This is a genomic window from Spirochaetota bacterium (assembly GCA_004297825.1).
GTDB lineage: Bacteria > Spirochaetota > UBA4802 > UBA4802 > UBA5368 > FW300-bin19.
On the sequence record SCSX01000063.1, the window covers coordinates 1 to 14,363 of the forward strand.

Consider the following 14,363-nt stretch of genomic DNA (forward strand, 5'->3'; position numbering starts at 1 on the left):
AGATTCTGCTCGGCCCTCTTGCGCTCGGTGATGTCGCGTCCCACCAATTGGTACTCGATGATCCCGCCCTGTTCGCGGGATATCGCACGGTACGTCCATTGCTGCCAGTGCTGCTGGCCGTCATCCAGCGAGACGCGGTGCTCGACCGTGCACACCGGTTTCGCGGTGGAGAGCGCCGCGAGCGCCGTTTCCAGGCGGACCCGGTCCTCCCGCGGAACGGCCGATGTGAAGCTTTGGCCTATGAGCGCATCGAGCGTACGGTTGAAAAAGCGGCAGAAGGCTCCGTTTACGAAGGTGAGGGTGCCGTCGGGCAGGCAGCGGCATATGAGCTCGGTTTGATCCTCTACGATGGCGCGGTACCTGGCCTCGCTCTGCGCGAGGCGTTTCTCCAGCCGGTGGCGCTGGAGCGCCGTCTCGATGGCGGTATAGAGGTGTTCCCTGCTCACCGGCTTGATCACGTACCCGTACGCCTGGCTGTGGATCGCGCGGCGTATGCTGGGAAGGTCGCTGTGCGTACTCAGGAACACGACGGGCACGTCCGTCTGTTCGCGCATCTGCTCCGCGGTCTCTATGCCGTCGATCGCCCCCTGCAGCTCGATATCCATGATGACCAGGTCGGGGCGCGCCTCCATAAGCACGCGCAGCGCCTCCTCGCCGGAGAGCGCGTTCCCCGCGATCGTGTAATCCAGATCCCGCAGTATGCGCGCGTACTCCCCCGCGGCCAGATTTTCGTCCTCTACTATTAGGATTCTCGCTCCGGGCATTTTCAGTATTTAACAGGCACCTGAGATTTGCACTCTGAGAATACGTCACGGGACGTCGAAAGTCAATAGAATTTGACAGCGAAAATGATTTGACGGATACTCCCCGTGTGCGAGGCTTTCCCGCTGCCGGGCCGGTAACCAGGATGAGCGATACCATACACGACATAGTTCAGAACAAGAAGGCGCGCTTCGAATACGAGATACTCGAGACCTTCGAGGCGGGGATCGTGCTCGTGGGCACGGAGGTGAAATCCGTCCGCCAGAAAAAGGTGAGCATCAACGAAGCCTACGCGCGCATATGGAAGGGCGAGGCCTACCTCACCGGCATGAACATCTCCGCCTACGAGATGGGCAACCGGTTCAACCACGAGCCCGTCAGGGACCGCAAGCTCCTCCTGCATACCCGCGAGATCAGGCGCCTTACCGGCAAACTCCAGGAGCGCGGCTACACGATGGTCCCCCTCAAGCTCTACTTCAAGAACGGGAAGGTCAAGGTGCTCCTGGGCCTGGCGAAGGGCAAGGCCCAGTATGACAAGCGCTCGACGATCAAGACGCGGGAAGCGAACCGGGAGCTGCAGCGGGAGATCAAGAAGCACCGTTAGCCGGTAGGACGTACGCCACGCATTATGCGTTTTTTCGTCATCTTCGCGCGCCTGCCGCGGTGCGATTCAGGCCGGGGCGCCCCAGGGGCGCCGATATTACTTTTCCGGAGGCACCCACAATGCCGGACATGAATTCCGAACATAAAAATCCGCCCAGAAGGGTTAACGGGTATACCGCGACGTTCGGCGATAAAGCCCTCGAACGGGACTACTTCGTACACGAATACGGACGCCTGGGAAGGTATCTCCGGTTTTTCCTCTCCGCCGGCGCGCTCCTGTACTTCATGTTCCTGGTACCGGACTACCTGGTCTTTGGCGCGGAACCGCGCTTTCTTTTCCTTTTCGCCCTCCGCGCGCTTTTTGTTTTCGTTTCGCTCGTCACGCTCCTTGCGCTAAAAAAGCCGGCGAACCTTCCCGTCATGCACCGGTGGATAACGGGATACCTGGCGCTCAATTGCCTCAATTTCATCGCGGTGCTGACACTTTATGAAAAAGGCAACCCCTACATCCAGGGATTCAGCGTGATCATGGTCATCCTGGGAATCTTTCTCGTCCCCAACCGCTGGGTATTATCGGTGACCATAGCCGTCGCCGTCATAATCTCGTATACGGCGCTGCTCGTTACTTCGCCGGGACGCCTGACCGGCTTTGAAATCGCCGCGATAATCACGTACCTCGTGCTGGCCCTCGTCCTGGGCGCGTTTTCGATGCTGCGCGGAGAGTATTCGAAGCGGCTGCAATACCTCACGACCAGGGACCTGGAAAGAATGACCGTCACCGATGCGCTCACGGGGGTGTTCAACAGAAAAAAATTCGACGACGAGCTCTCGCGATGGATCATGATCGCGTACCGGTACCACGGCCCTTTCAGCCTCGTGCTCATCGACATCGACAATTTCAAGAAGATAAACGACACCCACGGCCACCGCGCCGGCGACGCCGTCCTCACCGGCATAGCAATGCTCGTCTCGACGCAGATACGCGAAATCGACCTGTTCGCGCGCTGGGGGGGCGAGGAGTTCGCCCTGCTCCTGCCCCAGACGGGGCGCGTGCAGGCCGCCGTTCTGGCCGACCGTATCCGCGCGGTGATCGAAAAGCATCAATTTCCCAGGATAGGACGGGTTACCTGCAGCTTCGGGATCACGGAATACCTCCCGGAGGATACCGCGGAAAGCCTGTTCATCCGCGTGGACGGCCTGCTCTACACGGCGAAGTCGAATGGGAAGAACTGTGTGGTGAGCGGCTGAGCGCCCGGGACGGGGTTGCGCCGGGTCGCCGCACCGCTTCAAATTTATCCGATTAATATCCACTTATGAGATTAATTGCTGGTAATTTCAACATAACATGCTAAACTGATCATTACCACGAGGCGAACTATGCAATTTAAAACCATCTTGTCCGAGCGAAGGAGCTACCAGTCGCTTACCATTTCGAAAAAGGACATCGAATCGACCGTACGCAGCAAGGCGAAAAGCATCATCAAGAACGATTGGACCAAGGAAGACCCCTTCGTGCGCACCAGGGAGGTGCGTTTCATCCTGGGCGGCAAGAGGATGCTCTCCCCGGTGGAGGTGCATTTTTCCAGGGGTGAAATCGCAGAGGCCGGCGACCGTTATCCCATCTTGATCCACATAGAGTTCGACACCCATAAGACCGCGCCCATCGGGATTGGACATGCGTCGAAGAGCGGGGATGTCGAGTTCGACCTTTTCGAAGCGATGAACTAGCGCGTTTTCCCGTCCGACCAACCAGATGCCATACGCTCACCAGCCCCCGGGAGGGGGTTGTTTCCGTATTTATCTCACCCACGAAAACTCCCGGACAGCCGGCGACGGGAATTTCATCCCCCCGACAAGCGTGCGTTCCGTGAAATCCGGCATGCCGTTAAGTGCTTGCCTGGACGCACGGGATGCGGTAGCGTTATTCAAGACGCCGGACATCGCATGACGCCATTTTTTATTAACGGGGGTCCGATATAAGCACGCCTGCGGATTTCGCTTCCTGGTCCGGCGACGGCTCTTTCGGGCGGTGGGCGACGGACGAGTACGGCCTTCCCTGCTATGATTACGCTCCGCCCGAAAGCGCTCCCCGCGCGCCCCAGGTCACCGAGGACGGCGTCTTCCGCGCCCCCTGGCACCAGGCCGGGAACCGCCGCCTGACCGCCGCGCTTCACGCCGACGGCAGTACCGAGCTCTACGCGTCCGACCGCGGATTGTTCCGCATAACGCCCTTCGAACCGCGCCTGGGCACGGTGGGCGGGGCGCTCGCGATGCTCTGTTTCCCGGGTACGGAACCCGTACCGCTCCTCAGGGGACTTCTGCCCCCGGAAAGCGCCATGGAGGTCCGCTTCGGGATGGGATACGCGCGTTTCGCATACGAGGTGCGCGGTACGCGCGTGGGGATCACCCACTGGCTTCCCGACGATAATTCCCCGGCCGTGGTCACCGACATGCGCATAACGCCCGGTCCCCAGGCGCCGGAGCGGCTTATGCTCGCGCACGGCGTCGCCGCGTGGTTCATCGACTTCGACCCCGTTTGTTCCGGATGGAGGAGGGAGCGCTTCGGCCGCGCGCCGGTACTAAGGCTTCTTTCGCTTGTCTCGCGCTACCTGCTCTACCCGCTGCGCCTCAACACGAACTGGAGGAGAATGCGTTTCGCCCGCTCTTTCACTTACAGGGTCGAATCGGCGACCGCGGGGGAGATTCATGTCTTTCCGGAGCGGCGCGCGGGGAAGCGCTTTGACCCCCGGGCGTTATCGCCCCGCCAGGAATTTCCTCAGACCTTCTTTAGCGGCGATGCGGGCCGGGGTGAACAAACATGCGCGGTCCGGGCGGTGCCGTTTTCGTCGGCCCGGGAGGTACTGGGCGCGCTCGCGCGGGGGAACGGATTCTCAGGCACGAAGGAATATCGGAACCCCGTGAACCTGGCACATTCGTTCGCGCTCGCGCCCCGAAATACCCAGGATTTCCGCGTCGTCTGGGGCTATGCGGACAGGGCCGAGGTGGAGACGGCCGCGCGGGCGCTGTACCATGCATCCATGGAAAACCACATGGCCGCGCGCCGTAAGGACGCGTTTTTTTTCAGCGTGCCGGGGATTCCGTGGGTGGAACGCGAATGGACCTGGCATGCGGGACAGCTTCGCGACGCCGCGATGTACGACCGCTGTCACGACAGCCATACCGTGCGCCAGGGCGGGGCGTACTATTTCGTCCAGGGCGTGGACGGCGCGCCGCGGGACCACGCCCTGTTCGCGGCGGCGCTGTCGTATATCGATCCGCCGCTCGCGCGTGAAATCCTCGTGACCATGCTGCGCGCCACGCACGCGGACGGCACCCTGCCCTACGCCCTCTACGGATACGGCATGTCCTCGGGATTCGGGCTTCACGGGGTCTCGGGCGACCTGCATCTCTTCTTCCTGTGGGCGCTCACCGAGTATGTCTTCGCGACGCGCGACTTCGCCTTCCTGGACGAGATCCATCCGTATCATCCCGCCGGCACGGTGTCCCCGCGCACGGTGAAGAGCGCCGTTGCGCAGTACTGCCGTTATGTCATGGAGCGCACGGGCACCGGCGCCCACGGACTCCTGCGCTCCGGCACCGGCGACTGGAACGATTTCATCCAGTTTCACGCGAAGCGCCGCCGCGCCTACATCCGGGACGGTGAATCGACGTACACCACCGCGATGGCGCTCTACGTGCTCCCGCACACCGCCGCACTCGCCGCGTCATGGGACGATGCACTTGCAGGGAAACTGTACCGATTCACCGAACGGCTCAGGGCGGCGCTTCTCCGGCAGTGGAACGGGCGGCAGCTCATTCGAAGCTGGGATGGCAGGGGAAACGCGATCGGCGGCGATGCGCTCTTCATGGAGCACCACGCCTGGGCCCTTGCCTCGGGGGCGCTCCCCGGCGCCATGGCCGACACCATAGCCGACGCGATCCGTGAAACGCTCGACGCGCCGTCTCCCTGCGGGGCGCACATCCTCGCTCCCCCCGCGCGGCTGCGGTTCGATTTCCTCCCCTCCGGATGGGACACCAACGGCGGCGTCTGGCCGGCGGCGAATGCGATCCTCACCTGGGGATACGGCGCGCGCCGCCCCGCGTACGCGCGCGCGAGCCTCTTTAAAAACACGCTCTGCGCCCACGCGGAGGCTTACCCGGACATCTGGTTTGGCACGTGGAGCGGGCCGGACAGCTACAACGCCCGTTATGCGGAAAACGCCGGGGAGACCTTCTACCACATCACGCCCATGGCCGACTTCCCCGTCATGAACGCGAACGTGCACGCCTCCCCCATCCTCGCCGCGCTCAGGACCTGCGGCGTGGAGCCGGACGCATTTGGATTTCGCATAACGCCACGGCTTCCCGACCCGGAGTGGTCCCTGAAATGTGCCCTCCTTGAAATTGAAAAACGCGAGGGCTCACTTTCTTTCCTCTACCGGGCGCCATCCGCCGCGCAGTCGGGAACGCTCACATTCACGGTGGAGGATCCGCTGTGCGCAGCGCCGGCGATGTCGATTGTTGCGGACGGGAGGGAGATTTCCTTCGAGCGGACCGGGGATGCGTGCGTGAGGTTTGTGCTGCCCTGCGCGCCGGGTGTCTCTCTTAAAGTGCGAGTAACACGCAATAAAAATTAAATCCTATCTAGGATGATTTTTTTGATTTTAGGGGCGCACGAGACATCTTTTTCTGGGTAGTACGAGCGCCATTATTCCCACCCGATGAAGATGATTCCTTTTTAAAGGTAATATCAGGCTTTGAAATTTTCTCAGCGATTTCAGAATACGAAACAGTTCCTGTCGAAGTAGGTACAAGATTAGCTTTGTATATACCAGGCTTTATGGGGACTAATTTGAATCCGCTGATATTTTTCTTGTTTCCCATAATGAACCTCTCTATAAATATACTCCCAGTACAACAAACAATCAACCTTTCCTTTAATGCAGCAGAGCAACAAATTCAGAAATATTGTTGCTATTTTCAAAAAGCTTCTCGAGCAATTTTCTCTTTTCTAGTTCGTCGAATGTATTGTTTTTACTATCGATATTAACCACACCTATTATTTTATTTGTTAACCTCATCGTATGAAGATCAATTTCAAAAATCGGGGTGCTCATTATAAACTTTATATCTTCTGTTGCTTTTAATTGCTCTTTAGTTAAACTAAACTCATTCCTATCTACTTTTTCCAAGTCAACCACAATTTGCCCTTCCCGATAAGCCAAGCCCGCCACTCCCTGATTAATCGTTAATTGCAAATTTTTATCCATATCTCGATTCATATTGTAATGGAAAACCGTATCGAATTGTGTTGTCATTATAAATGGCCGGTGCCAATTGCATAGTCGCTTCCAAATGAGAATTCTTCTCTTTGCTATCATCACATTAACTCTAAGGTCAATGCTGTGTTTTGAATAAACTTGCGCCAAATCTCTAATACGGCTTTCAATTATTTGCGGACGCGTTGCAATAAACTTGCTGAATAGTCTCACTTCACCTTGTAATGCCCATTTTTGATAAAGAACATATAAACCTATTAGAGTCACAAAAAGGAATATTTTGACCTGGTAGTTCAAATTTCCCAGAAGAGTAATTAAATCAGCAGGAGTCTTTAAATCCGGTGGCAATAGTACAAATGCAGATTGAATAAAAAATAATATTATTGGGACAATTAATATTTTAGTACGGGAATTAGGATTACTTACCATTTATTCTCCAGTCCATTAAACAAGAGTAATATGCAATGATTTTCATTATTGTCAATTCTAATTTACAACAGCATGCAGTTGCTTAAATCGAGCGAGCCCTACAACCCCCGCGCCCGCTCGGACCGGAGTCCCGACATGTCGCGGCCCGAAAGCACCGCGTCGATCGCGGCGAGCATGTGTGCCTTATCTTTCTGGAGGGTGCCGTTGACGGGCAGGTAGTTCGAGGCGTGGATTCCCACGAAGCGCATGTTGTCCACCGTCAGGTTTTCGAAAAGCACCTTCATCTCTTCGAGCGTCTCGAGCGCGTCGGGAAGCTCGTATTCGCCGCGCTGCATCTGCTGGTGGAGGACCGTGCCGGGCACCGGCGTCACGGTGAGCGCCGCCAGGTAGTGCGGCTTCATTTCGTTGGTGATGCGCGCGGTCGCGATTGCGTGTTCCCGTGCGCGCGCACCGCGGCCCGCGAGCCCCAGGAGCACCATGGACGAAAGATTCATCCCGGCGTCAATGAGCGCACGCCCCGCCGCAAGCATCTCCCCCGCGGTCACGCCCTTGCGGATGTGCTTCAGGAGCGCGTCGTCGCCCGTCTCGACGCCCAGGTATGCCTTGGTGAGCCCGGCCGCGCGCAGCTCCTTCAGCTCATCGGCGCTCTTCGCGAGGGTGCTTTGCGGGCCCACGTAGCTGCCCACATGCCGCAGCGAGCGGAATGTTTTTTTGAGGTCCGATAATATCTCCAGGAGGACGGGCGTGTCGATCGCGATCGCGTCGCCGTCGCACAGGAACACCTTCTCGACGTCCCCGTAATGTTCGCCCGCCATGCGTATATCGGCCCTTATCTCGTCGATGCCGCGCACGCGGTATTTCTTGTCCTTGTACATCCCGCAGAAGGTGCACGCGTTATGCGAGCATCCCACGGTGCACTGTAACAGGTAACTATTGGCCTCGCTGAACGGGCGGAAGATGTTTCCTTCGTATCGCATTGATGAAATCCGTTGAGTAATTTTTTCGGGAAACCGGGGACGTTGTGCGCTATTGGTACGCGTCGATCACCGCCATGTACTCCTTCTCCCACTGGGCGATCGTGCCCTCGTAGTTCTTGTCGGTGACGATTCCCTTGTCGAGCTCCAGGCGGAAATGCCCCAGGAGCGCGGCACAGCGGTTGAGCATCGCGCTCATCTTTTTTATCTTCGCGAGCTCCGCCGGCTCGATAAAGAGCTTGAGGTCGGCGCCCTCGCGCACCAGGTCCATGGGCTTTTTCTTTCCGGACACCATGACCTCCGTCTTGACGACGCCGCCCTCCTCCCTCGCGCTTACCAGGACGATGTCGGCCGGCTTGAGCGCGCGCAACTGCGGGGCGATGAGCGAGGCGGTAAGCGACCATGCCGCGCTCATCGTCTCGAATTTCTTCGCAGGCCACTTCATGCTTACCTTGAGCCGGTTCTCGTCCTCCTCGAGGATGCGCTCGGGGAACCGTTTCCGGAAGGCCTCTTTGAAAAGCGCGAACTGCTTCATCCCGGCGTTACCCATGCTGTCGAACTCGACAAGTGCCTTCGCCGATTCGGCGGCATAGTAGAGGGTGACGACCTCCGCGTCGGTGAGCAACGCGGGGATGGCGGTGAGTGCCTTGAAGTATTTTTCGGGCGTCGATAAATCGGCCTTCGCGGGGGCCTTGACCGCCGCGTCGTTCGCAGCCTTGAGGCCCGACGAAGCCGGATGCCAAATCCCCAGCATGAGCACCGCCGCGGCAAGTACGTTCATGATCTTCTGCATGCAGGATTCCCCCTCTGAGCGTTACCGCTTCGCCTACTCCCACTCGATCGTGGACGGCGGCTTTGACGAAATGTCGTAGACCACGCGATTCACGCCGCGCACCTCGTTGATGATGCGGTTCGAGATCGTCTGGAGCACCGCGTAGGGGAGCTCCGCCCAGTCGGCGGTCATCGCGTCCACCGAGGTGACGGCGCGGATCGCGATCACGTTCTCGTAGGTGCGCTTGTCGCCCATCACGCCCACCGACTTCACCGGCAGGAACACGCAGAACGCCTGCCAGAGCTTCCGGTAGAGCCCGGCGGCCTTTATCTCGTCGACCAGGATCTCGTCCGCCTCGCGCAGCACCCTGAGGCGCTCCTCGGTGATCTCGCCTATGATGCGGATCGCGAGGCCCGGGCCGGGGAAGGGGTGCCGGTAGATGAGCTCGTCGGGCATCCCGAGCTCCTGCCCGAGCTCGCGGACCTCGTCCTTGAAGAGCTCCTTCAGGGGCTCGATCACCTTGCCGGACTTAATGAGCTCAAGCACCTCGGGGACGCGGTTGTGGTGGCTCTTGATGGTATCGGACGGACCCTTCGTGGACACCGATTCGATCACGTCGGGATAGAGCGTCCCCTGCGCGAGGAAATCGAAGCGCCCGATCTTCTTCGCCTCCTCCATGAACACCGCGATGAATTCCCGTCCTATGATTTTCCTCTTCTCTTCCGGCTCGTCCACGCCCGCGAGCTTCCCCAGGAACCGGTCGTAGGCGTCCACGTAGATGAGGTTCAGCTTCATGTGGTGCGTGAAGCGCTCGATCACCTTCTCGGCCTCGTTCTTGCGGAGCACCCCGTTGTTCACGAACACGCAGTACAGCCGCTCGCCTATGGCCTTCTGTAAAAGCACCGCGACGACCGAGGAGTCCACGCCCCCGGAGAGTCCCAGGAGCACGGTGCCGTCCTTCACCTCGGCGCGGATGGCCTCTATGCTCGAGTTCACGAAGGACTTCATGTTCCAGGTGGGCGTTATGCGGCATACCCCGAACAGGAAGTTCGAAAGTATCTCGGTCCCGTGGACGGTGTGGTAGACCTCGGGGTGGAACTGGACCCCGTATATCCTCTTCTCGCGGTGCTCGATGGCCGCGGTCTCGGCGTTATCCGTGCTCGCGATCACCGTGAAGCCGGGCGGGGGCGCTTCCACCTTGTCGCCGTGGCTCATCCATACTGTCTCCTCGCGCGCGAGGCCTTTGAAAAGCGGCGAATCCGCCTTCACGCTGATCGTCGCGCGCCCGTACTCCTTGCGCGACGAGCTCCCCGTCTTTCCGCCGAACGCCTCGACCGTCACGTACAGTCCGTAACAGATGCCCAGCACCGGCACGCCGAGCTCGAATATATCGTTCCCTATGCGCGGGGCGTTCTCCTCGTAGAGGGACGATGGTCCCCCGGAGAGCACGATCGCGCCCGGCTTTTCCCTTTTTATGTCCTCGATCGGATGGAAAAAGGGCACGATCTCGGCGTAAACGTGCAGCTCGCGGATGCGGCGGGCGATGAGCTGGGTGTACTGCGAACCGAAATCCAGCACGATCACCTTTTCGGCGGGGACGCTCCCCGGAATGTGTTCGATCATTTCTTCGACTCCATCAGACGGATATATTCCTTATACCCCGCGGCCTGCAGCTTTTCATTTTTCTCCATCACGCCGCGCGCGAGCGTTTTTCGATACTCATCGAGCTTCGAAGCGAGGGCCGCGTCGCCAATCGCGAGCATCGCGACCGCGTAGAGCGCGGCGTTTGTCCCGCCGGCCCTGCCGGCCGGCATGGTTCCCACCGGTATGCCGGAGGGCATCTGGAGGATCGAGAGGATCGAATCGATCCCGCCCGCGAGCGCAGTCTCGATGGGGATACCTATCACGGGAAGCGTCGTGTAGGCCGCGAGCACCCCGGGCAGGTGCGCCGCACCGCCGGCCGCAGCAATGACGACCTTCACGCCGCGCGCCCGCAGTCCCTTCGCCCATTCCTTCGTCTCGTCGGGCGTCCTGTGGGCGGAAGAGACGCGCACCTCGAAGGGCACGCCGAAATCCTCGAGCGTGGAAAAGCATTCCCTGATGCGGGGGAGGTCCGAATCGCTCCCGAGTATGATAGCAACGTCCGGCATAGTACGTACGCTCCTCGTGTGGTGCGGAACAAGCCTTGTTTCCGGGGGACGGGGACAGCCTAGCGTCCCCTCACCCAAAATGTAAACAATTTTACCGTGCACGCATCGGCCCAAATATACTTGACTTCCCGCCGCGGTCCGTCTTCCCTTATGATTAACGGAATAGTGTCGCTAAACCCCGGCGCCAGGCGGAAGCTGCATGGATTTTCTCAGGTTTATCGCGTTTTTTATCGCGCTCGTCGTCATGGGCGGCGTGGTCCTCGTCGCCAGGATGATGCAGCACCCCGCGCGCATCCGCAAGGCCGAGGAATTTTTCGCGCAGGGCGACACGCGCAAGGCAGGGGAGATCGTCAAGAAGGTCCTTGACAAGAAACCCGATTTCGTCCCCGCGCGCTACCTTCGCGCCCGCATGCTCATTCTGCAGAGGCAGTACGTGATGGCCATCTCCGAGCTCACCGGCATCCTGGGGTTGTCCGATATGCGCCAGTACGTGAACGAGGTGGAAATCCACTACCACCTCGCCATGCTCTACAAGGAAACCAAGCAGTTCCCGCGGGAGGTCGACGAGTACAAGGTCATCCTCACCTTCAACCCGAACGACATCAGGGCCAATCACCGCATCGGGCACGTGCTTTTCAAGCAGAAGAATTTCCAGTCGGCGCGCGATCACCTGCTGCGCGCGTACAGTCAGGACGCGAGCCTCGTCGACGCGCTGTTTCCGCTGGGGGCGAGCTATTTCAATCTGGGCGACTATTCCTCCGCGGAACAGCACCTGCTGCGATCCCTGGAAACCGGCACGGACACCATCGAGGCCCAGTATATGCTGGGAATCATCTACAAGTCCCGCAAGGACTACGATACCGCGCTGCGCATGTTCTCGAACACCCAGGTCGACCGGCGCTTCTATATAAAATCCTTGTACCAGGTCGGCGAGATATATTTCGAGAGGGACGAGTACGACGAGGCCATCCGCAGGCTCGAGCCGGGGCTTTCGTCACTCCAGCCCAAGACCGACGAGGCGCTCGAGTACCGCTACCTCCTCGCCGAGTGTTACGAGCACGGCAACAAGATCGCGGAGGCGCTCTACCACTGGGAGCAGATCAACGAGCAGAACCCGGGCTACCGCGGCATCAAGGGCAAGCTGGACGACTACCGGGGAATCCTCGAGGACGAACGCCAGCGCGCCCTCTTCACCTCGTCGCTCGAGGAGCTGCAACCGCTCATCACCGAGATTATCGCACGGCTCAATTACAACGTGCTCTCGAAAAAGCCGGTGGGTCAGCACGAGTACCAGTTTCGCGCCTTCAACGTGAAGCGGATGAACGATCCGCCCCTGCTCATCAACTTCAATAGAACTACGCGCGAGATCACCGAGGCCCAGCTCGAGGAATTCCACAAGCGCATGGACGAGGAGAAATGCAGGAGCGGTATCTACATAACCACGAGCCGCTTCAGCATCAAGGCGAAGAACAACGCCACGACCATGCTCATCGACCTTGTGGATACGAGTACGCTGACAAGGCTTATCGAGCGCATAATGCAGAAAAAGGACAGGGGTTGATACGAGTGAACCTTCCGGCGCGCACCGTCAGATACGCACTACTTGCCGCGGCCTCCCTGTTCGTCGCATTCGCCGCCTGCGGGCGGGACTACGAGTCGTCCATTCGCAAGGGGGCAGGCCTGTACCAGGAAGGGAAGAAGGACGAAGGCCTTCGCGCAATGGAGGAAGGCATCGTGCGCGGTTCGGCGGCCTTCTCGTTCGACGCGCCGCTACCCGAGGGAGGAGACACGCTCTACCGCAAAACCGCTTCGGGCACCCGTGTCGTGCACCCGGCAGACGTAACCCTGAAGGGAATCGCGGAATTCGACGCGATCGCGTGCGGCAAGGACTCGGTCGCGCTCGTAAAGGGAAACGACTTGGCGCTCTTCGATTTGGGGGGCAAATTCATTTCCGCGGACACGCTTCCCCCCTCGAAGGAAAAGACCCGGACGGCCCGCGCGCTCGCCTGGACCGGCGACGATCTCATGGTGTTCTGCGACGGAAGGCTCTTTCGTTATTCCCCGCGCGCCCGTTCGTTTAAGCCCTTCCTTCCACGGGAAAGTTTCGCTCCACCCTACGGAGACTCGGGGTACAGGGCGTCGTTCATCCTGGAGGGCGGGACGCTGCTCCTCATCCTGGGGATGGGCGGGCAGTACAACCTGAGCGCCCTGGGGATCGAGAAGGAAACGATGCTGTTTAAAAACAAACCGGTTTCATCCTCCCGCCTCATATCGACCCGGGACCGATTATACTACATTGCGGGGAGCGCGGGCGCGTGGATCCTCGCGGCGTACGCCTTCGAGACGAAAGCCGTCAAGGAGCTCGCGACCATGGGCGATCTCGTCGATATCACGCTTCTGGGCTCGGGCGCGCTCTTCGAGACGCGCGACGGGATTTTTTTTACCGACTACGCACGTCCGTCTGAGGGCATCACGCTTCCCTTCTCGTTCAGGGCGCGCGGCAGGTCGGGCCCGCACATCATTATAGAACAGGGGGGGGCGCTTTTCCTCATCGATGAAAAACGCTTTCTCGATCTGCTTGCGGTGGCCCGCGGGGAGCTTCCTCATGTTTTCGTCGCTAAAAAACAGGCGGCGCCTGCGGGATAGGCGGTCGCAGGTAGGGTGTGAATCTCTAAAACGTGATCACCACGTCGTGGTACACGCCGCGGAAAGAGTAGCCCTGTTTATCGCGCGCGCACACCTCTTCGAGCACGCGCCGCACCTCCGGACCCATCCCCTCTTCGAGCCCCAGGTGCCTTCGGAAGTACTCGGATTCCTCGTCGAGATCGGCGATCCGGGTGACGCGAATCTGCTCGACATTGTGCACCTCGTAATCGAGACCGATCACGTCGAGCGCATCGGTGACCTGCGTGCGGAACACGCCCGAACCGCCGTGCCCGCCGCCGAAACGCGCGCGTAAAAGCTCCGCAAGGCTGAGCGTCCCCACGTCGCTCTTGACGAGGAGCACGGACTTCGCCGCGTATTCGCTCATCTTGCGCAGCGCCGCCCTCGTATCTTTCATCGGGTAGATCGCGTGAACGCAGACAAGCGCATCGGCCCTGTCGCCGCTCCAATCCTCCCAGGGAACCACGGATACCCTGACGCGGCCGCGGGCCTCCCCCTCAAGCTTTTCCTCCAGAAGTGCCGCCATCCATTGCGAGGGCTCCACAGCCTCGACCCTGTGTCCTATCCGTGCGAGGGGAGCGGTAAAGAATCCCGTCCCGGCTCCCACGTCAATGATACGACCCGCCCCCTTGATTCTCGATGCCACCTCGTCGAGCAGGTTGCCCGGGTACCCCTCGGCTGAAAGCCTCCGGTCGTAGTCCAGCGCGAACTGGCGATCATAGAATTTCAT

At 59.6% G+C, this 14,363-nt stretch carries 14 protein-coding genes; 6 read left to right on the top strand and 8 right to left on the bottom strand.

Translation table 11 applies throughout. The features are described 5' to 3' along the window. Nucleotides 1-764: response regulator (locus tag EPN93_12740; GenBank protein ID TAL33896.1), on the bottom strand; the 764-nt coding region annotated here is incomplete at its 3' end. Nucleotides 765-907: 143 nt separating this feature from the next. Between EPN93_12740 and smpB the strand changes: the two genes are divergently transcribed. The 4 genes from smpB to EPN93_12760 all read left to right on the top strand — a co-directional run bounded on the left by smpB (nucleotide 908) and on the right by EPN93_12760 (nucleotide 6,002). Continuing rightward, nucleotides 908-1,366 (top strand): SsrA-binding protein SmpB, encoded by a 459-nt coding sequence (smpB, locus tag EPN93_12745; protein TAL33897.1) that lies wholly within the window; start codon nucleotides 908-910, stop codon nucleotides 1,364-1,366. Nucleotides 1,367-1,485: 119 nt separating this feature from the next. After that, nucleotides 1,486-2,613, top strand: a complete 1,128-nt coding sequence (locus EPN93_12750) for a GGDEF domain-containing protein (GenBank protein TAL33898.1) — start codon at nucleotides 1,486-1,488, stop codon at nucleotides 2,611-2,613. A gap of 129 nt (nucleotides 2,614-2,742) precedes the next feature. Then, complete coding sequence (locus EPN93_12755; protein TAL33899.1) at nucleotides 2,743-3,093, top strand: hypothetical protein; 351 nt, start codon at nucleotides 2,743-2,745, stop codon at nucleotides 3,091-3,093. A 485-nt stretch (nucleotides 3,094-3,578) separates the two neighbouring features. Continuing rightward, nucleotides 3,579-6,002: a hypothetical protein gene (locus tag EPN93_12760; protein ID TAL33900.1), complete on the top strand. Its 2,424-nt coding sequence runs from the start codon at nucleotides 3,579-3,581 to the stop codon at nucleotides 6,000-6,002. Between the two features lie 7 nt (nucleotides 6,003-6,009). Here EPN93_12760 and EPN93_12765 read toward each other — a convergent pair whose 3' ends face one another. The 6 genes from EPN93_12765 to purE all read right to left on the bottom strand — a co-directional run bounded on the left by EPN93_12765 (nucleotide 6,010) and on the right by purE (nucleotide 10,969). Then, nucleotides 6,010-6,249, bottom strand: a complete 240-nt coding sequence (locus tag EPN93_12765; protein ID TAL33901.1) for a hypothetical protein — start codon at nucleotides 6,247-6,249, stop codon at nucleotides 6,010-6,012. A 53-nt stretch (nucleotides 6,250-6,302) separates the two neighbouring features. Next, the gene (locus EPN93_12770; GenBank protein TAL33902.1) at nucleotides 6,303-7,073 is read right to left on the bottom strand and encodes a hypothetical protein; all 771 of its coding nucleotides are present in this window, start codon (nucleotides 7,071-7,073) and stop codon (nucleotides 6,303-6,305) included. Nucleotides 7,074-7,171: 98 nt separating this feature from the next. Next, entirely contained in the window at nucleotides 7,172-8,050 is an 879-nt protein-coding gene (locus tag EPN93_12775) for a radical SAM protein (GenBank protein TAL33903.1), read from the bottom strand. 49 nt (nucleotides 8,051-8,099) lie between these two features. Continuing rightward, nucleotides 8,100-8,840, bottom strand: coding sequence for a hypothetical protein (locus EPN93_12780; GenBank protein ID TAL33904.1), 741 nt, complete (start codon nucleotides 8,838-8,840; stop codon nucleotides 8,100-8,102). A 33-nt stretch (nucleotides 8,841-8,873) separates the two neighbouring features. Next, entirely contained in the window at nucleotides 8,874-10,430 is a 1,557-nt protein-coding gene (locus tag EPN93_12785) for a glutamine-hydrolyzing GMP synthase (protein ID TAL33968.1), read from the bottom strand. Nucleotides 10,431-10,438: 8 nt separating this feature from the next. Beyond that, entirely contained in the window at nucleotides 10,439-10,969 is a 531-nt protein-coding gene (gene purE / locus EPN93_12790) for a 5-(carboxyamino)imidazole ribonucleotide mutase (protein ID TAL33905.1), read from the bottom strand. Nucleotides 10,970-11,168: 199 nt separating this feature from the next. On the opposite strand from purE, the gene EPN93_12795 reads away from it, so the two are divergent. Next, a complete protein-coding gene (locus EPN93_12795; GenBank protein TAL33906.1) occupies nucleotides 11,169-12,530 on the top strand; it encodes a tetratricopeptide repeat protein in 1,362 nt (453 codons plus the stop codon). A gap of 5 nt (nucleotides 12,531-12,535) precedes the next feature. Beyond that, nucleotides 12,536-13,615: a hypothetical protein gene (locus EPN93_12800; GenBank protein TAL33907.1), complete on the top strand. Its 1,080-nt coding sequence runs from the start codon at nucleotides 12,536-12,538 to the stop codon at nucleotides 13,613-13,615. 25 nt (nucleotides 13,616-13,640) lie between these two features. On the opposite strand, the gene EPN93_12805 is transcribed toward EPN93_12800, so the two are convergent. Next, a complete protein-coding gene (locus EPN93_12805) occupies nucleotides 13,641-14,363 on the bottom strand; it encodes a methyltransferase domain-containing protein (GenBank protein TAL33908.1) in 723 nt (240 codons plus the stop codon).

Coding starts and splice junctions, on each gene's coding strand:
- EPN93_12795 (TAL33906.1), top strand. CDS start 11,169: ATGGATTTTCTCAGGTTTATCGCGTTTTTTATCGCGCTCGTCGTCATG.
- EPN93_12805 (TAL33908.1), bottom strand. CDS start 14,363: ATGAAATTCTATGATCGCCAGTTCGCGCTGGACTACGACCGGAGGCTT.
- EPN93_12770 (TAL33902.1), bottom strand. CDS start 7,073: ATGGTAAGTAATCCTAATTCCCGTACTAAAATATTAATTGTCCCAATA.
- EPN93_12780 (TAL33904.1), bottom strand. CDS start 8,840: ATGCAGAAGATCATGAACGTACTTGCCGCGGCGGTGCTCATGCTGGGG.
- purE (TAL33905.1), bottom strand. CDS start 10,969: ATGCCGGACGTTGCTATCATACTCGGGAGCGATTCGGACCTCCCCCGC.
- EPN93_12775 (TAL33903.1), bottom strand. CDS start 8,050: ATGCGATACGAAGGAAACATCTTCCGCCCGTTCAGCGAGGCCAATAGT.
- smpB (TAL33897.1), top strand. CDS start 908: ATGAGCGATACCATACACGACATAGTTCAGAACAAGAAGGCGCGCTTC.
- EPN93_12765 (TAL33901.1), bottom strand. CDS start 6,249: ATGGGAAACAAGAAAAATATCAGCGGATTCAAATTAGTCCCCATAAAG.
- EPN93_12750 (TAL33898.1), top strand. CDS start 1,486: ATGCCGGACATGAATTCCGAACATAAAAATCCGCCCAGAAGGGTTAAC.
- EPN93_12755 (TAL33899.1), top strand. CDS start 2,743: ATGCAATTTAAAACCATCTTGTCCGAGCGAAGGAGCTACCAGTCGCTT.